The sequence below is a fragment of the Pseudomonas sp. MWU12-2020 genome (assembly GCF_023100605.1).
In the GTDB taxonomy this organism is placed as follows: Bacteria; Pseudomonadota; Gammaproteobacteria; order Pseudomonadales; family Pseudomonadaceae; genus Aquipseudomonas; species Aquipseudomonas fluorescens_H.
Map to the genome: position 1 here is coordinate 122,349 of NZ_JALMEX010000009.1, position 16,919 is coordinate 139,267.

Genomic DNA, 16,919 nt, shown 5'->3' on the forward strand with positions numbered 1-16,919 from the left:
CGCACACGTTTGCGCGGATTCAGCGCAAGGAGCACAGCGAGACGGAACGGATGCTGAACAGTAACTTGCTTCGAAAGCTCGACATGCAGGATCTCATGGTGTTTATCGCCGTGTATGAGCAGAGCAGCGTCACGGATGTCTCGGAGACGCTGTGCGTCAGCCAGTCCACTGTCAGCTACTGCCTGAAAAAATTGCGCACCAGTTTCGAAGACGAGCTGTTCATCAACACCCGCACGGGCATGCGGCCCACCTACAAGGCCGGCACCATGTACGGCCATGTGCAGAAGATCCTCGAAAGCATCAACCTGTGCCACGCCGGCGCCCCGGTCTTCGATCCGACCCGGCAAGCGGTGACCTTCAATATCTGCGCCCCGGAATACTTCGAGCAACTGGTGTTGCCGCGCCTGTTGAAGCGTTTCGACTTCGACGATTTGCCGGTGGTGGTCAACATGCACAAGTTCGAGACCGACGTGCCTGCCGACGAATTGCGCGACGGCAGCCTCGATCTGGTGATCTGTTTCGGCCCCAACTTCCACCGCAGCCACACCGACCTCAAGTCGCGAATGCTGCTGGAAGATGATCTGGTCTGTGTCTTCGACAAACGCGCCACGCCGCTGGAACCGCGGCTGAGTCTGCAGGCCTTCACCGAACGGCGGCACGTGTTCCCGACACCGTGGACCTCCACCACCAACATGGTCGACGGCTGGCTGGCGCGTCAGGCGCAAAAGCGGCAGATCGTCGCGCGCTCCAACAGCTACAGCGCGGCATTGAAGATGATTACCGGGACCGACTTCATCCTCACCCTGCCCCGGCGCATCCAGCGCCTGCTGACCAACGACGCGGTGTTCAATCACTGCGAGGCGCCGAACGGCCTGCCGGGGTTCACCCTCGACATGCAGTGGAGCCAGAACGCTGATCAGGACAGCGCCAACGTCTGGCTGCGCGAGCAGGTGATCAAGGTGTGCAGTGAGCTGGAAGCGGCCTGATTCCTACACGCCGATGGCGGTCTTGGTGTAGGAATCGCGGTCGATATCGAGCAACTCCACACACAGTTGCACTTCGACCCCGGCCGGCCACTCGCACAGATCCTGCAACACCGCCAGCAGGCTCTCCGAGAGCTGCTTCTTGATCTGTGGCGAACGACCGCTGAGCAGCGCCAGCTTCACATGAACGAAGGCGCGCTCGCCCATACCGGTGCCGACCTTGAAGGTTTCGACCTTGACTGCGCGACTCTTGATGTCGAATTCCGCTGCGAACTGACCAGAACCCACCAGCGTATTGTTGAGCCGGATCAACGCTACGTCGGCATTGAGTTGCGGCAGATTGGCGGTGTATTCCAAATGCAGGTGTGGCATTCAAGTGCTCCAGTCAGTCGGCAGAAAGGTCGTACGTATACCACAGCACCGCCCTACTCTCCTGCGGCTTTTTCTGCGGTTATCGAGGCCGATGTCTGACGCAATGCCAGGCTTTCCCACAGCGCAACGAGCACCACGATCGCCGTGGTCAGCGCCCCGAGCATCAACGCCGAAACCCATTGGTTCAACGCCAGCGGCAGTGCCAGCGCGAGCAACACCAGCCCCGCCACATGCGACAAGGGCGGCAGCGGCCGGTCGGACATGACCCACTTGAACAGCGCATTGCCCAACAGAAACAGCCAAGGCCCGCCCACGATCACCAGGATCCCGGCGTCACTGGCGTGATCCGGATGCACCAGCACCAGTTCGTCGGCCACCGCACTGACAATCACCCCGGCAACAATCAGCACGTGCAGGTAGGTGTAGGCGATGCGCGCCTGGCGCCCCGGGTCGCTCGAATGCGCGATGCGGTGATGCGCGCGCTCGGCGCCGCTGTCGAAGTACACCCACCACATGCCGATGCTGCCCAGTACCGCCACCAGAAACGCGATGACCCCGGTGACGCTCAGCGTCAGTTCGGCAAAAGTCGCACCGGTGACCAGCAACGACTCGCCCAGGGCGATGATCACGAACAGTGCGCAACGCTCGGCCATGTGGTTGCCTTCGACGTTCCAGTCGCTCAACGACGAACGCCCCAGTCCCGGCACCCAGAAATACAGCGAAGGCGAGATCAGCTCGATCAACAGCGCCAGCGTCCAGCACAGTAGACGCTGCTGTCCGTCGAGAAAGGCTCCGGCGATCCAGAACACTGCGGAAAGTATCAACCACGCCAGAATCCGCTGGAAGTTGCGGGTCATGCTCAACGACTCGCCGCGCACCGCCCAGATCGCAAACAGCGTGCGCCCGACCTGCATGAACACGAACGCCGCGGCAAACATCAGCCCGCGCTCAGTGAAGGCCTTGGGGATCGAGGACGACAGCAGCAGACCGGCGATCATCAGCCCGAACAGGCCAAGACGAATCGGCAATTTTTCCGGGTCGAGCCAGTTGGTGATCCACGAAGTGAAAATCCACACCCACCACACCGCGACCATCAACAGCGCCACCTGCACCGCGCCCAGGATCGACAAATGCGCGAGCAGCGAATGCGAGAGCTGAGTCACGGCAAACACAAACACCAGATCGAAAAACAGCTCGACCATGCCGACCTTGCCACTGTCGAGACTGCCGCGCCCACGCAGCAACGAACGGGAAATGCTCATGGGGACAGGCCTCCGCCAAGGTTACTGCCATTGAGCAAAGCAGCCCGACCAGACGAACGCAAACCCTGTGGGAGCGAGCCTGCTCGCGAAGACGTCGTGTCAGGCGACATCAATGGTGTCTGACACAGCGCTTTCGCGAGCAGGCTCGCTCCCACAGGGGAGGTTTGTGGTGTTTTCAGGGCGCGGTCAGTGGCCGTTCACTCATGAACGCCTCAAGCCGCGAGCGCAGCCAGCGCTCGGCCGGATCGCTGTCGACATGGCTGAGCCAGACCATCGACAGATCCAGCATCGGCGTTTTGAACGGGAACGGTTCCTTGAACAGCAGCCCGGAGGCAGCCATGGCTTCGGCGGTATAGTCCGGCAGGCTGGCGATCAGATCAGTACCGGCCAGCAACGCCGGCAGCGCGCTGTATTGCGGCACCGACAACACCACATGCCGGGTACGACCGATTTCCGCGAGCCATTCATCGGCATAGCCGCTGATGTTGGCCGTATGCGACACCAGCACGTGCGGACGTGCGCAGTATTCATCGAGGGTCAGCGGCGAATCGGAGGCATCGGCGCGCAGGATGCTCGGCTGGATATGCCGTAGCAGTTTGCGCTTGGCATTGGCCGGCAAACCTCTGGTCTGGCTGATACCGACGGTGATGTCGCCGGCGGCCAGCAAGTCGGGGATGCGCCAGTAATCGACGTGTTGCACCACGAATACTACGCTGGGAGCCTCTTGGCGCAGCGCCCGCAACAACGGAGGCAACAGACCGAACTCGACGTCATCGGACAGGCCGATGCGAAACGTCATGTTACTCACGGCCGGGTCGAAGTCGTGGGTCAGGCTCAGGGCCACAGACAGTGAGTCGAGGGCCGGCGACAAGTATTTGAACAGTTCCTCGGCCCGGGCAGTCGGCTCCATGCGATGGCCGACGCGGATAAACAGCGGATCGTTGAACATCGCGCGCAAGCGATTGAGCGCCGAACTGATGGTCGGCTGGCCGAGAAACAGCTTTTCCGCCGCCCGGGTCACGTTGCGTTCGAGCATCAAGGTCTCGAACACCACCATCAGGTTGATGTCGGCCTTGCGTAATTCATTTCGATTCATCCATTGCCCCCCGGTCCCAGACTGGAGGGCAGTGTAGAAAGGCCTTGGGTACGGCGTCCATCACCACGATGGCTCAATCTACCGTCAGTTGCCTGATGCCAAGGGCCATGACCCTTGTATCGTCGTTGAGCCCCAACTGCTGCGGACTGATGGCGTCCGGCAGTTGCAGCTCGATCGTCAGTCGATCATCGTCCTTCAGGCGTTGACTGAGCGCAGCACTGATCGGAATGTCCAGACGGTTAGCCTGGAATTGCGTCAGTTGCGTGGACAGCACCTGCTGGCTATTCAAGCTCACAATGACCCGCTGGCCAGGGTGTTGTGGCTGGATGAATGCCAACGCATCGATGACGATTGAACGCGCTTGCGGCGACACCCGCAAAACGATTTGCGCCCGTTGCCCTTGTGACCATGTGCCCCAGTTCTCCGGCGTCGACCAGCCGTCGGCCAGTTGCCGCGCTTTATGATTGAACGTCAGCGCCTGCCCGGGTTGAAGAAGTGGAATCAGCGACATCTGCCGTCCTTCATCATGGACGGACAGGCATTGCGCACAACGTTTCCAGCCAGGTGCGAGCACTACCACGCCATCCACTCGCGTCAGCAGGTCGGTGTCGCTGTTGATGCTTTTGGCGGCTGCCTGCACCACCTCATCGTCGAGGATGTACAGCGAGTCCGTGTCGTACTGACCCGACTCAAGCATGCCTCGAGCCTTCTGTTGGGCCTCGGCCGTCGCCGATGTACTCATGCGCCCCAGATAGACTGCGTCGGTTTTCATGCCGTGGGTGGCTGCGAAACCGGCCACCATCTGCCAGCGATCCGGCTGATTCTGCGGCAGCAGAATACGCACCTTGGCGTAATGCGCAGCCGCGCTGGCCCAGAACGGATCCTGCATCGGCGTGCTCCAGACCGAGGCTGGCGCGACCGTTTTGCCCTGCCTCAGGCCCATCCAGCCGTTACGGGTGTCGACCACTTGCACCGTCACCGCCAACGCCAGCAAAGCGATGGCCACGCGCGGACGATAACCGCGCACCACCAGGAAAATCAGGGCCAGGCTCAGCGCATAGAACACGGGCCAGAACATTCGTCCCGACGCACGAAAGATATTCGCCAGGCCGATGATTTTTTTCGGCAGCGGGTAGTGAGCCGTCCATGCGCCGACTCCGATCTGGTTTGAAAGGGCAAACAGGAACAGGCCAAACAATGCCATCAACAGCCAGGGCCTGGCACGTAGTTCATTGCTCATGGCCTGCCTGTTCCTCAGCCAGGCAATCAACGACAGCGGCGCCAACAACAGCACGCCCAGGCCGAGGTAATTGAAGCCTTCGTAGTCGCCACTGGCCTTCGGCAGATCAGGCAGGATCAACGACCAGCCCGCCGGGTCGACGGGCGACAGCAGATTCATTCGGTACAGACCGAAACCTCCGGAGGCCGCGCCATCGGCAATGGCAAAATAGCCTGCCTGCCAGCAACACACACTCACCAGGGCGAAGAGCGTCACGCCCTCAATCAGACTCTGGCGACGGGTCAATTGTTGGCTGAACGTCTTGCCGAGCAGATCCGCCACCCAGATCAGCGCGACCATCGCCAGCAAGTACGCATGCACCAACGCTGTCACCGCCAATAGCGTGCCCCACGCCAGACGGCGGCGATGCAGATTCGGCAGGAGGGCCAGATACAGTGCGGCGAGGATCAGAAAATGTCCGGCAAGGGAAAGGTGTCCGCCCATGCGCAGGAACATTGGCGGCGAAAACACCAGCAACGCGGTGCCCAGCAAGCGAATCAGCGGCTGGGCGGTTATCAGCCCGAGCAGTTTCCAGGCGAACCAGGCTTGCAGTACAAAACACGCAAGCAGCCACATTCCGAAATACTGAAAGGTCTCCGGCAGCCATGCGCTGAACGGTTTGAACAGCAGCGCCAACAGCGGATTGGAGTCGGAAAAAATAATCGAACTGCCCAGTTCCAGACCATAGAACGGGTTGAGTCCGACCGGAAACGTCCAGGGCGAATGCCGAAAGAATTCCCAACCCAGATAATGCGTCGCTGGATCGCCCTGCTCCAGCCAGGCAATGTTTTGCGGATCCAGCGCCTGCGGCCCGATCACGACAAAAAACATCAGCGCACCAAACATCAGCGGCAGTAAAGAAAGTACCGAATGCTTTGGCGCAGGGCTCATCGATAGGTCCAGAAATTGTGCAAGACGAAGGTGAACGCTGGAATCGTCAGTGCCACCGCGACGATGCCCAACAGATAATTCAACCCGGCCATCTGAGCGGCCCAGGCGACAAACATCGCCAACAGAAAACCGCACGCCGATACCGATAAAAATCGCAGCAATGTTCTGCCGTGCAGTCGGGCCGAGAAACTCCAGGTGGTATTGATCACGTAAGACACCACCGTCGCCACGGCAAACGCCACACCGTTGGCCAGCGGCGGTTGAGGCGCAACGAAATTGATGAACAGCACCGCCACCAGCGCATGCAGCGCGGTGACGAACAGACCGGTCACGGCAAAGCGCAGACCGCGCTGGATCAGCGCTTTCCTGTCGCTTGAGGTCACGGTTTTTGCGCCAGCACAAACACGCTCAGGCCGGCCAGACGATTGTGGCCCATCAACGGCAGTTCAAGACTGCACAGCGTCTTGAGCACGCCGTTGACCAGCGGATGATGGCGCTTGAGCTGAGACTGCGGCGCTGCGGCCTGCGGCCCTTTGGGCAGCAAGCGCAACGCCGCCGCGATTGGAAACACCGCGCCGAAAAAGTAAGCGCCGCGCTGCACGCTCAAACCGGCATCACGGGCCAGGGTTTCAAACTGCGGCAGGGTGTAGCGGCGCTTGTGTTCGAGGAAGTCGTCGTGACCGCTCCACAGGAACTGAAACGCCGGCACGGTCATCAGGAAACGGCTGCCGGACGGCACCTTGTCAACGTAAGCCTTGAGCAGACCGAGGTCATCGTCGACATGCTCCAGCACATCCATGAGCAGCACCAGATCGGCGTCGATGGCGTCGATATCGCGGCGGTAATGCACCGGTTTTCCGGCGGTGGTCGCATCGGAATCGGCGGGGTAACTGATGTCGACGCACCACGCCTCGCGTGCAGCGGTTCGAGTCAGCAGGTGGTGGGAGAAAAAACCCGAGCCGGCACCCACGTCGAGAATCCGTGTGATCGGTGCATCACCGAGCAGACGCCGAGTCGCCGCCGCTTTGGAGCAGTAATACCAATGCTCATCGATGCTGTCGCCGAGGATGTCGGTTTCCTTGAGATCCATGTTTCAGTCCTTGGGGTCGTAGACGCGACGCACCAGAAAAACCGGCCGGCGTTTGGATTCGATATAAGTGCGGCCCAGGTACTCGCCGAGCACGCCGATGCCGATCAGTTGCAGGCCACCGAGGAACGTCACAGCCACCATCAGCGAGGCATAACCGGGCATGTCGATACCATAGATCAATGTGCGCAGCACAATAAAACTGGCAAAGGCGAAGGACACCAGCGATACCGCGGCGCCGATGTAAGTCCAGATCCGCAACGGTTCGGTACTGAAACTGGTGATGCCTTCCAGGGCAAAATTCCACAGCCGCCAGCCGTTGAATTTGCTCTGCCCCGCCACGCGCTCGGGCCGCTCGTAATCAACGTGGGTAGTCCGAAAACCGACCCAGGCGAACAGGCCCTTCATGAAGCGCCGGGACTCGGGCAAAGTCAGCAAGGCATCGACCACGCAACGATCCATCAGACGAAAATCACCGACGTTTTCCGGCAGCGGTTGCTCGGCGATCTTGTTGTGCAAACGATAGAACCAGTGCGCCGATGTCTGTTTGGCCCAGGTGTCGCTGCGGCGGCTGATGCGGTGACCGAGCACCACTTCATAGCCTTCGCGCCAACGCTCGATCATTTGCAGGATGACTTCGGGCGGGTCCTGCAAGTCGGCGTCAATGGGGACAACGATCTGCCCGGAGGCGATCTGCAGGCCAGCGGACAATGCCGCCTCCTTGCCGAAATTGCGGCTCAGATCGACGATGCGCAGCCGCGCATCGTGCTGCTGACGCTCCAGCAGCCGCTCTAGCGTGGCATCAGTGCTGCCGTCATTGACGAACACCAGCTCCAGCTCGATCGACGGCTGATGCTGAAACACTTCGTCAATGCGCAGGATGAATGCATTGAGACTGTCCTCCTCGTTAAAAACGGGGACAACCAGCGATAATCTGACCTGTGTGGCCTGTGGCGTTCCGTGCTCAGTCAATGGAGTGCTCTTTTTATAGTGATTGTCGGTCGTCGAAGATTTTCGACGCCATGAGCCGTCCCGTATTAAGCAGTAGCGCCGATAGCCTTGCAAGGTGGAATTGGCGACATTTTGGCCAATCCAGACGCCGATGCGTGCGCTCTAGTCCGCACTCTTCAGAAACATCTGCCAACGATTGGAAACAAATGCCCGATAGCGAAAAAAACTCGCTCCGCTAGGCTTGCGACGATGCGCCACACAGGTTGTCGCAAACACCATCGCAAGGAGCGAACTGAATGTATTTCGAGATCTACCGCCAATCCAGAGGCACCCCGAGCACCGGCAAAGGCCAATGGCGCTGGAGGCTGCGGGCGGGCAACCACGAGACGATCGCCAGTGGCGAGTCGTATGTGAACAAGGCCGATTGTTTACATGTGATCGAATTGATCAAGGGTGTGCAGGCGGAGACACCGGTGAAGGAGATCTGACCCGCCAGCCGATATGGCGCCGTTTCCTACAGCGTCTTCCTTTTTTGCCCGACCCACTGGCGAAGCACTTTTGCGCCCCTACGCTCTTCAGCGTATGGGGCGATCCAGCCCTGTTCCGCCACATGACATTCAACTCAAAAAAGGAGCCGCACCATGGCTAGAGACAAAGCGAAAGACGACAAGCACTTCAACTGCACCCAAACGCACGAAGCCGACTACGTCGCCAGCCTCTATCCGCACGCCAGGGACGAAGTGAAAACCTTCCTGGCCTCGGCTTGCAAGGACAACACCCTGCGCAACTCGACGCACAAGCAAGTGTATGACCTGATCAAACAGAAGCTGGGGCACTCGCAACCGTGAGTGACTGAGGCGGGTGCTCGATAAAACCCGCAGAAACAAAAAAGCCCCGCAGCTTCTCAGCTACGGGGCTTTTTCTATGTATGGCGGAGAGATAGGGATTCGAACCCTAGGTACCGGTGAAGGTACAACGGATTTCGAATCCGTCCCATTCGGCCACTCTGGCATCTCTCCAACGGCGCGCATCATAACAACACTTCTGCGGAAAGCAAACCCTCTTTCGCAAATTTTCTCCGTGCTATCAGATGCTTGCGTCGATTAAAGCGGTACACCCAGACGCTTGGCGACTTCTTCGTAGGCTTCGATGACGTCACCGAGGCCCTGGCGGAAGCGGTCCTTGTCCATTTTCTTCTTGGTGTCCTTGTCCCACAGACGGCAGCCGTCCGGGCTGAACTCGTCGCCCAGGACGATGGAGCCGTCGCTGAACACGCCGAACTCAAGCTTGAAATCGACCAGCAGCAGGCCGGCGTCGTCGAACAGTTTGCTCAGGACTTCGTTGACCTTGAGCGACAGTTCTTTCATGCGCGCCAGTTGCTCGGCGGTGCCCCAGCCGAATGCCACGACGTGGGATTCGTTGATGAACGGGTCGCCCTTGGCGTCGTCCTTCAGGAACAGTTCGAAGGTGTACGGATTGAGCTTCATGCCCTCTTCGACGCCCAAGCGTTTTACCAGGCTGCCGGCGGCGTAGTTACGCACGACGCACTCGACCGGGATCATGTCGAGTTTCTTCACCAGGCACTCGTTGTCGCCCAGCAGTTTGTCGAATTGGGTCGGAATGCCGGCCGCTTCGAGTTTCTGCATGATGAAGGCGTTGAACTTGTTGTTCACCATGCCTTTGCGGTCGAGCTGCTCGATGCGCTTGCCGTCGAACGCCGAGGTGTCGTTGCGAAACAGCAGGATCAAGCGGTCAGCGTCGTCGGTCTTGTAAACCGATTTGGCTTTGCCGCGGTAGAGTTCTTCACGTTTTTCCATGATGGGCTCCGCTTGCTAAGTAGATGGGCTAGGCGATATGGCGCCAGTCGAGCCCTGAATCTTGATCGGCCAGTTGCAGCCAGTCCGGGTCGCACCCGAGGGTGTCGACGAAACATTGCCGGGCCAGCTGCGGCAGGTTGTTCTTGCTGCTCAGGTGGGCGAGAACCAGATGCTGCAAGCCCTGCCACCCCAACTCGGCCACCAGGAATGCCGCCTGATGGTTGTTCAAATGTCCCAGCTCGCCACCCACCCGTTGCTTGAGAAAATACGGATAGTGACCACGGGCCAGCATGTCGCGGCAGTGGTTGGACTCGATCATCAACGCATCGAGATCCCGATAGCCGTCCAGCACCCGCTCGCAGTAGGAACCCAGGTCGGTCAGCAGGCCGAAGCGCCGCTGCTCGTTATCACTGAATACATACTGTGTCGGCTCTTGCGCATCATGGGCCACGGCAATGACCCCGATGTTCAGTGCGCCGATCTGCAGTTGCTCGCCGCCGGCCAGAAAGCCTGCGGGTTCGATCGGTTTGCGCATCCCGCGCAGTGTGCCGCGACTGAGGTAGACCGGAAGATTGTAGCGCCGAGACAGCAAACCCACGCCATGCACGTGGTCGGCATGTTCGTGGGTTACGAGTATCGCGCTCAGTTGCTCCGGGTTCACACCCAGGCGCAACAGGCGTTTTTCGGTTTCCCGCAGGGAAAAACCACAATCCACCAGCACATACGTATCAGCGCTGGCGATCAGCGTGCCGTTCCCTTGGCTACCGCTGCCGAGAACGGCAAAGCGCATGTGATCAGCCCAGGTTGTCCTGAATCACGCTCAACACTTTGCGCGCCACATCGGCAGGCGCAACGGTGTTGATGTTCTTCTCGACGGTTACCTGAACGTTTTCACCGACCTTGCTCAGGCGAACCTGATAACGCTCGGCGCGGGCTTCAACTTCTTCCTTGGTCGGCGCACTGCCGAACAGGCTGCTGAAGAAACCAGGCTTGTCGTCTTTCTTCTCGGCTTTTTCGGCCAGGTTGATGTAGTACAGGCCCAGGCTGCGGTTGATGTCTTCAACACGCCACTGACCTTGCTCCAGCGCACGACCGACGCTCGACCAGGCACGATCCAGGTCCGGACCGACGTTCAGTACCGGGTTGCCGCTGCCGTCTTCGCTGAGGCTGACACGGCTTGGGGTATCGAAGTCACGCGAAGCCAGCATCGACACCGAACCGCCCTTCTCGGAGATCCGGCTCATGCTCGCGAGCATGTCGTCGACCAGCGCGGCGTCCAGGCCAGTGTTGACCGAACGGTTGGTGAAATCGACATCGGCGGTGCTGCCGGCAGGACGCTCGGCGCTGACCACGTAGATCTCACTGGTGTTGCGCTGCACGCCTGGCTCGATACGCACCCGCACGCGGGTTTCGCTGTCGGCACCGACACCGGCTGCGCTCAGGCGCTTGGCCATGGCGGCGGACAGTTCGTCGGAATGCTGCCATTTAGTCGTGAACTCGCCGGTTTGCGGGCGCTGTTCATCCAGACGGAAACCGTTGTCCTGGAAGAACTGCACCGCCACTGGCCAGACTTCGGCAGGCTGATGCTGGGCCATGACCCAACGCGAGTCGCCGCTCTTCTGCAACGAGTAGTCGGTCGCGTCGGCAATCGCCGACAGCGGTTGTGGACGCGGCACCACGTACTCGCCCTTGGCGGTGTCATCAGCCACGTTGCGCGGGATCGGCAACAGCGGATCCAGACGCTTGGAGGTGCTGACATTCGGTGGCAGTTGCATCGGTGGAGTCTGTTGCGCTTCCAGGTAATCGCTACCACGGTCACGGAAATAACCTTCCGGGCCCCAGACCCATCCGCAGCCACTGGTGCTGGAGATAATCAAGGCAAGTGCGGAAAGTCCGGCCATTCGCTTCATGCGTTGTACTTCCTCAATTAAACCAGGACGCTGCACTGGCGCAGGGCCGTGCGAAGCGTTTCATGACAAGGAGCGCTCAGCCAGGTCAGCGGCAAGCGGATGCCTTCGTGCATCAGGCCCATTTCAACCAAAGCCCACTTCACCGGAATCGGGTTGGCTTCGATGAACAGGTCCTTGTGCAGCGGCATCAGTTTTTCGTTGATCGCCCGTGCGGTGTCGGCGTCGCCATTCAGCGCAGCCTCGCACAGATCAGCCATTTCGCGCGGGGCGACGTTGGCGGTCACGGAGATATTGCCTTTGCCGCCCAGCAGGATCAGCTCGACCGCGGTCGGATCATCGCCGGACAGCACGATGAAGTCCTTGCTCACGCCGTCGATGATGGCTTTGGCGCGTTTCAGGTCGCCGGTGGCTTCCTTGATGCCGATGATGTTCGGCACAGTGGACAGGCGAATCACAGTCTCGGCCTGCATGTCGCAGGAGGTGCGGCCGGGAACGTTGTAGAGAATCTGGGGAATGTCGACCGCTTCGGCAATGTGCTTGAAGTGCTGGTACAGGCCTTCCTGGGTCGGCTTGTTGTAGTAAGGAACCACCAGCAGGCAGGCATCGGCGCCGGCTTCCTTGGCGTTGCGGGTCAGTTCGACGGCTTCGCGGGTCGAATTGGCGCCGGTACCGGCGATCACCGGGATACGGCCGGCAACCTGTTTGACCACGGCTTTGATGACGGCGATGTGTTCTTCTACATCAAGGGTTGCCGACTCGCCGGTGGTACCGACCGCGACAATGGCATGGGTGCCGTTTTCAAGGTGGAAGTCCACGAGTTTTCGGAGGCTGTCCCAGTCAAGACGCCCTTGTGCATCCATGGGTGTGACCAGTGCCACCATACTGCCCCGAATCATGAAAACGCTCCTGCCGGAAAAAGAGAGCGGTAATGGTACTGGCGCCAAGATGCTTGCACAAGCGAAGTACTGCGCCGCCATTCCCCTTGGCGTCGGTTTTCGCTACCCTTCAGACTTTGATCGGTACAGATCAGCTTGTACGTCGGGCTCCAGCCTCCCCTGTCGGCCACCCAGGCCCCGTTCCAGTGTCGCTGCTGCACGCTCTCCCTATATTGGAGCGAATTGCGAGCCATGGCCCGGGGCTTTCTGAATCGGCACGCGCAGACGCATCCCGACGGCCAACGCCCATCGACCTACCGACCGCTCATCGCTTTAGGAATGCTGCATGTCCACCCCCACAGTTCGCGAACAATTCCTTGTCATCAGTGCCCTTGGCGCCAACCCCATGGAGCTGACTAACGTCCTGTGCCGCGCCAGCCATGAAAATCGCTGCGCCGTCGTCACCTCCCGTCTGACTCGCCATGGCGAATGCAGCGCCCTGGTGCTGGAAATCTCCGGCAGTTGGGACGCCCTGGCCCGTCTCGAAGGCAGCCTGTCGGGCCTGGCCAAGCGCCACGCCTTTACCGTCAACGTGGTGCGCAGTGCCGCGCTGGAAAATCGCCCACAGGCCCTGCCGTACGTGGCCTATGTCAGCTCGGCGTATCGCCCGGACATCATCAACGAGCTGTGCCAGTTCTTCATGGATCACAACGTCGAGCTGGAAAACCTGACCTGCGATACCTATCAGGCGCCGCAGACCGGCGGCACCATGCTCAATGCCACATTCACTGTGACGCTGCCGGCCGGCACCCAGATCAGCTGGCTGCGCGACCAGTTCCTGGACTTCGCCGACGCAATGAACCTGGACGCGCTGATCGAACCCTGGCGCCCACAAAACCCAATGTAAGGAAGCTTTCATGGCCGTTGTCATCGACCAACCGGTTGCGGATTTCGAAGCACCTGCCACCAGCGGGCAGACCGTCAGCCTGTCCGCCCTGAAGGGCAAGCAAGTGGTGATCTACTTCTATCCGAAGGACAGCACCCCGGGCTGCACCACCGAAGGCCAGGGTTTTCGTGACCAGTACGCGGCGTTCCAGGCTGCCAACACGGAAATCTTCGGTATTTCCCGCGACAGCCTGAAATCCCACGAGAACTTCAAGTGCAAGCAGGAATTCCCGTTCGAGCTGATCAGCGACAAGGATGAAGCCGTCTGCCAACTGTTCGACGTGATCAAGCTGAAGAAGCTGTACGGCAAGGAATACCTGGGCGTTGATCGCAGCACGTTCCTGATCGACAAGAACGGTGTACTGCGTCAGGAATGGCGCGGCGTGAAAGTGCCGGGGCATGTTGATGCGGTGCTGGCTGCGGCTCAGGCCCTGAATAAAGCCTGATATTTCTGCGTCGTTTTCACTGACGCTTTCGCGAGCAAGCCCGCTCCCACATAGACCTCGGTCAACAGTGGGAGCGGGCTTGCTCGCGAAGGGGCCATAAGCCTCAACGAATAATTCGGTTCTAAAGCAATGGAGCTACTACTGGCTCCTTGCGCGGCCACGCATCCAGCACTGCCTTGAACAGCGTCGCCAGCGGAATCGCGAAGAACACTCCCCAGAATCCCCATAGCCCGCCAAACAACAGCACCGCGCAGATGATCGCTACCGGGTGCAGGTTAACCGCCTCGGAAAACAGCAACGGCACCAGCACGTTGCCATCCAGGGTCTGAATGATCCCGTAGACCGCCATCAGATAGATGAACTGATCGCTCCAGCCCCACTGGAACAAGGCAATCAGCAGCACCGGCACGGTCACCACCACCGCGCCGACGTACGGCACCACCACTGACACCCCGACCAGCAACGCCAGCAGCGCCGCATAGTTGAGGCCAAGGGCGACGAAGGCGATATAGGTCACACCGCCACAAATCACGATCTCGATGACCTTGCCGCGAATGTAATTGGCGATCTGCCGATTCATTTCCTGCGCCACGCGGGTGATCAGCGCCCGCTCACGGGGCAGATAGCCGCGCACCCACTCGCCGATCATGGCCCGATCCTTGAGGAAGAAGAACACCAGGATCGGTACCAGCACCAGATAGATCATGATGTTGACCAGCAGCGGCAGGCTCGACAGCGAGAAGGTCAGCGCCCATTGGCCGAACTTGCCGATCTCGCCACGCGCCGCTTCGATGGCCTGCAGTACCTGCTCGTCGGAGACCAGATGCGGATAGCGCTCCGGCAGCAGCAACAGCAGCGACTGCCACTTGGCGAGCATGCCCGGCAGTTCGTTGAACAGCGTGATCAACTGATGCCACAGCAGCGGCAAGACCACCACGATGAACACCAGCAACACGCCCATGAACAGCGCGAACACCAGCCCCACCGCCGCCGCACCAGGCAAGCGCATGCGCTCAAGAGCGAGCACCAGTCCTTGCATCAGATACGCCAGCACCATCCCGGCCAATACCGGCGCGAGCATCCCTCCGAGGGTGAGCACCGCGGTAAAGGCGAGAAACAGCAGCACCGCCAGCACCACCGCTTCTTCATCGGAAAAGTAGCGCTGAATCCAGTCGCGTAACACTTTGAACATCAATAATCCTTAGGTCTTTTACGCTGTCGGTTTCAGGCTTTCTTCAACCAGTAACGGTAGACGCCTGCTTCGTCTTCTTCGCGCAGCAGCGTATGACCGGCCAGACGGGCAAAGGTGCGGAAGTCGCGCTGCGAGCCGGCATCCGTGGCGATCACCTTGAGCACGGCGCCACTGGGCAGCTTGTTGAGTTCCATTTTGGCCTTGAGCAACGGCAACGGGCAATTCAGACCACTGGCGTCCAGTTCACAGTCATGGGTTACAGGGTCGGTCATTGCGTCACTCCGGTTCGGGTAATTGAGCTGCCTAGAATATCTGGTCGCAAGCCCGGTGTCCGGCTACAGTAAGGTCTTTGTCTTCTAAGGCTTTGTGCATGACATTTCTGCGCCCTACCCTGCTGACGCTCGCTTGCCTGCTCGCCTCACCGGGCTTTGCCGACGATCTGCCGTCACTTGGCGACGCCAGTTCTGCCATTGTCTCACCGCAACAGGAATACCAGCTCGGCCGCGCCTGGCTGGCCATGTTGCGCAGCCAGGTTGCACAGCTCAACGACCCGCAGCTCAAGGACTACGTCGAGTCCAGCGTCTATAAGCTGGTGGAAACCAGCCAAGTGACTGACCGCCGTCTGGAGTTCATCCTGATCAACAGCCCGCAACTCAACGCCTTCGCGGCGCCGGGTGGCGTGGTCGGGGTCAACGGCGGGCTGTTCCTCAACGCGCAGACTGAAGGCGAATACGCTTCGGTACTGGCCCACGAACTGGCTCACTTGTCGCAACGCCACTTCGCGCGCGGCGTCGAGGCTTCGCAGCGGATGCAGGTGCCGATGATGGCGGCGCTGCTCGCCGGGATCGTGATTGCCGCCGCCGGGGGCGGTGATGCCGGGATCGCGACCATCGCCGGCACTCAGGCCGCGGCGATTCAATCGCAACGCACCTTCTCGCGCCAGAACGAACAGGAAGCCGACCGCATCGGCATCCTCAACCTGGAAAAGGCCGGCTACGACCCACGTTCGATGCCGACCATGTTCGAGCGCCTGATGCGCCAGTATCGCTTCGACGCGAAGCCGCCGGAATTTCTGCTGACTCACCCGGTCACCGAATCGCGTATCGCCGACACCCGCAACCGCGCCGAGCAGGCACCACAGGGCGGTATTGAAGACAGCATGCGCTATCAGCTGATTCGTGCCCGCGTCCAACTGATCTATGAAGAAACTCCGGGCCTGGGCGCCAAGCGCTTCCGCGCCCAACTGGACGAGAACCCGAAAAACGACGTGGCGCGCTATGGCCTGGCGATCGCCCAGATCAAAGGCGCTCAGCTCAATGAAGCGCGGGAGAACCTCAAGCAGTTGCTGGCCAAGTCGCCGAACGAGATCATCTATAACCTCGCGCAGATCGACCTGGACATCACCAACAACCGCCTGCCGGATGCGCAAACGCGGGTTGACCGGATGCTCACGCAATATCCGGGCAACTACCCGCTGAATCAGGTCCGCGTCGATCTGCTGCTGAAACAGAATCGCACCGCCGACGCGGAGAAAGCCCTTGAAGGCCTGCTCAAATCCCGCCCGAATGATCCGGACGTGTGGTATCAGGTTGCCGAAACCCGTGGCTTGTCAGGGAACATCATCGGCTTGCATCAGGCTCGCGCCGAATACTTCGCGCTGGTGGGTGATTATCGTCAGGCGATCCAGCAGCTCGACTTTGCCAAACGCAAGGCTGGCAGCAACTTCCCGCTGTCCTCGCGGATCGATGCACGCCAGCGTGAGCTGATGGAGCAGGAGCGCATGATCAAGGACATGATGGGCTGAGTTTTCCTC

General features: G+C 60.1%; 19 protein-coding genes and 1 tRNA gene. 6 read left to right on the forward strand and 14 right to left on the reverse strand.

Annotated elements, in window-relative coordinates:
* Nucleotides 1–50 precede the first annotated feature (50 nt).
* On the forward strand, nucleotides 51–986 hold the full coding sequence (locus tag M0814_RS20335; RefSeq protein ID WP_045122326.1) for a LysR family transcriptional regulator: 936 nt from the start codon (nucleotides 51–53) through the stop codon (nucleotides 984–986).
* A gap of 3 nt (nucleotides 987–989) precedes the next feature.
* Here the strand turns inward: M0814_RS20335 and M0814_RS20340 are convergent, their stop codons facing one another.
* The 7 genes from M0814_RS20340 to M0814_RS20370 form a co-directional block, all read right to left on the reverse strand.
* Nucleotides 990–1,355, reverse strand: coding sequence for a 5-carboxymethyl-2-hydroxymuconate Delta-isomerase (locus tag M0814_RS20340; protein WP_003222593.1), 366 nt, complete (start codon nucleotides 1,353–1,355; stop codon nucleotides 990–992).
* Between the two features lie 53 nt (nucleotides 1,356–1,408).
* Nucleotides 1,409–2,617, reverse strand: coding sequence for a low temperature requirement protein A (locus M0814_RS20345; RefSeq protein ID WP_103485623.1), 1,209 nt, complete (start codon nucleotides 2,615–2,617; stop codon nucleotides 1,409–1,411).
* A gap of 175 nt (nucleotides 2,618–2,792) precedes the next feature.
* Nucleotides 2,793–3,713 (reverse strand): LysR substrate-binding domain-containing protein, encoded by a 921-nt coding sequence (locus M0814_RS20350; protein WP_103485624.1) that lies wholly within the window; start codon nucleotides 3,711–3,713, stop codon nucleotides 2,793–2,795.
* 73 nt (nucleotides 3,714–3,786) lie between these two features.
* Entirely contained in the window at nucleotides 3,787–5,883 is a 2,097-nt protein-coding gene (locus M0814_RS20355; protein WP_103485625.1) for a DUF6311 domain-containing protein, read from the reverse strand.
* Nucleotides 5,880–6,266, reverse strand: a complete 387-nt coding sequence (locus M0814_RS20360; protein WP_103485626.1) for a GtrA family protein — start codon at nucleotides 6,264–6,266, stop codon at nucleotides 5,880–5,882. The genes M0814_RS20355 and M0814_RS20360 overlap by 4 nt, the downstream gene beginning before the upstream one ends.
* Nucleotides 6,263–6,973, reverse strand: a complete 711-nt coding sequence (locus M0814_RS20365) for a class I SAM-dependent methyltransferase (RefSeq protein ID WP_103485627.1) — start codon at nucleotides 6,971–6,973, stop codon at nucleotides 6,263–6,265. The genes M0814_RS20360 and M0814_RS20365 overlap by 4 nt, the downstream gene beginning before the upstream one ends.
* Before the next feature lie 3 nt (nucleotides 6,974–6,976).
* Nucleotides 6,977–7,942 (reverse strand): glycosyltransferase family 2 protein, encoded by a 966-nt coding sequence (locus M0814_RS20370; protein WP_103485628.1) that lies wholly within the window; start codon nucleotides 7,940–7,942, stop codon nucleotides 6,977–6,979.
* A gap of 275 nt (nucleotides 7,943–8,217) precedes the next feature.
* Here M0814_RS20370 and M0814_RS20375 point away from each other — a divergent pair, with 275 nt between their 5' ends.
* Both M0814_RS20375 and M0814_RS20380 read left to right on the forward strand, forming a co-directional pair.
* Nucleotides 8,218–8,409 carry a DUF1508 domain-containing protein gene (locus M0814_RS20375; protein WP_003222582.1) on the forward strand — a complete coding sequence of 64 codons (192 nt, stop codon included), beginning with the start codon at nucleotides 8,218–8,220 and terminating at the stop codon, nucleotides 8,407–8,409.
* 153 nt (nucleotides 8,410–8,562) lie between these two features.
* Nucleotides 8,563–8,769: a hypothetical protein gene (locus M0814_RS20380; protein ID WP_003222579.1), complete on the forward strand. Its 207-nt coding sequence runs from the start codon at nucleotides 8,563–8,565 to the stop codon at nucleotides 8,767–8,769.
* An 81-nt stretch (nucleotides 8,770–8,850) separates the two neighbouring features.
* Here M0814_RS20380 and M0814_RS20385 read toward each other — a convergent pair.
* The 5 genes from M0814_RS20385 to dapA all read right to left on the reverse strand — a co-directional run bounded on the left by M0814_RS20385 (nucleotide 8,851) and on the right by dapA (nucleotide 12,544).
* A tRNA-Ser gene (locus M0814_RS20385) sits at nucleotides 8,851–8,940 on the reverse strand.
* Between the two features lie 84 nt (nucleotides 8,941–9,024).
* A complete protein-coding gene (gene purC, locus M0814_RS20390) occupies nucleotides 9,025–9,738 on the reverse strand; it encodes a phosphoribosylaminoimidazolesuccinocarboxamide synthase (RefSeq protein WP_003222578.1) in 714 nt (237 codons plus the stop codon).
* 28 nt (nucleotides 9,739–9,766) lie between these two features.
* Nucleotides 9,767–10,528: an MBL fold metallo-hydrolase gene (locus M0814_RS20395; protein ID WP_003222576.1), complete on the reverse strand. Its 762-nt coding sequence runs from the start codon at nucleotides 10,526–10,528 to the stop codon at nucleotides 9,767–9,769.
* 4 nt (nucleotides 10,529–10,532) lie between these two features.
* Nucleotides 10,533–11,648, reverse strand: coding sequence for an outer membrane protein assembly factor BamC (gene bamC / locus M0814_RS20400; RefSeq protein ID WP_003222574.1), 1,116 nt, complete (start codon nucleotides 11,646–11,648; stop codon nucleotides 10,533–10,535).
* A gap of 17 nt (nucleotides 11,649–11,665) precedes the next feature.
* Nucleotides 11,666–12,544 (reverse strand): 4-hydroxy-tetrahydrodipicolinate synthase, encoded by an 879-nt coding sequence (gene dapA, locus M0814_RS20405; RefSeq protein WP_103485629.1) that lies wholly within the window; start codon nucleotides 12,542–12,544, stop codon nucleotides 11,666–11,668.
* A 325-nt stretch (nucleotides 12,545–12,869) separates the two neighbouring features.
* Here dapA and M0814_RS20410 point away from each other — a divergent pair, with 325 nt between their 5' ends.
* Nucleotides 12,870–13,430, forward strand: a complete 561-nt coding sequence (locus tag M0814_RS20410; RefSeq protein ID WP_003222572.1) for a glycine cleavage system protein R — start codon at nucleotides 12,870–12,872, stop codon at nucleotides 13,428–13,430.
* A 10-nt stretch (nucleotides 13,431–13,440) separates the two neighbouring features.
* On the forward strand, nucleotides 13,441–13,914 hold the full coding sequence (locus tag M0814_RS20415; protein ID WP_003222570.1) for a peroxiredoxin: 474 nt from the start codon (nucleotides 13,441–13,443) through the stop codon (nucleotides 13,912–13,914).
* Nucleotides 13,915–14,035: 121 nt separating this feature from the next.
* Here M0814_RS20415 and M0814_RS20420 read toward each other — a convergent pair whose 3' ends face one another.
* Both M0814_RS20420 and M0814_RS20425 read right to left on the reverse strand, forming a co-directional pair.
* Nucleotides 14,036–15,106: an AI-2E family transporter gene (locus tag M0814_RS20420; protein ID WP_003222568.1), complete on the reverse strand. Its 1,071-nt coding sequence runs from the start codon at nucleotides 15,104–15,106 to the stop codon at nucleotides 14,036–14,038.
* Nucleotides 15,107–15,138: 32 nt separating this feature from the next.
* Nucleotides 15,139–15,378 carry a sulfurtransferase TusA family protein gene (locus tag M0814_RS20425; protein ID WP_103485630.1) on the reverse strand — a complete coding sequence of 80 codons (240 nt, stop codon included), beginning with the start codon at nucleotides 15,376–15,378 and terminating at the stop codon, nucleotides 15,139–15,141.
* A 98-nt stretch (nucleotides 15,379–15,476) separates the two neighbouring features.
* On the opposite strand from M0814_RS20425, the gene M0814_RS20430 reads away from it, so the two are divergent.
* Entirely contained in the window at nucleotides 15,477–16,910 is a 1,434-nt protein-coding gene (locus M0814_RS20430) for a M48 family metalloprotease (RefSeq protein WP_003222564.1), read from the forward strand.
* Nucleotides 16,911–16,919: the final 9 nt, after the last annotated feature.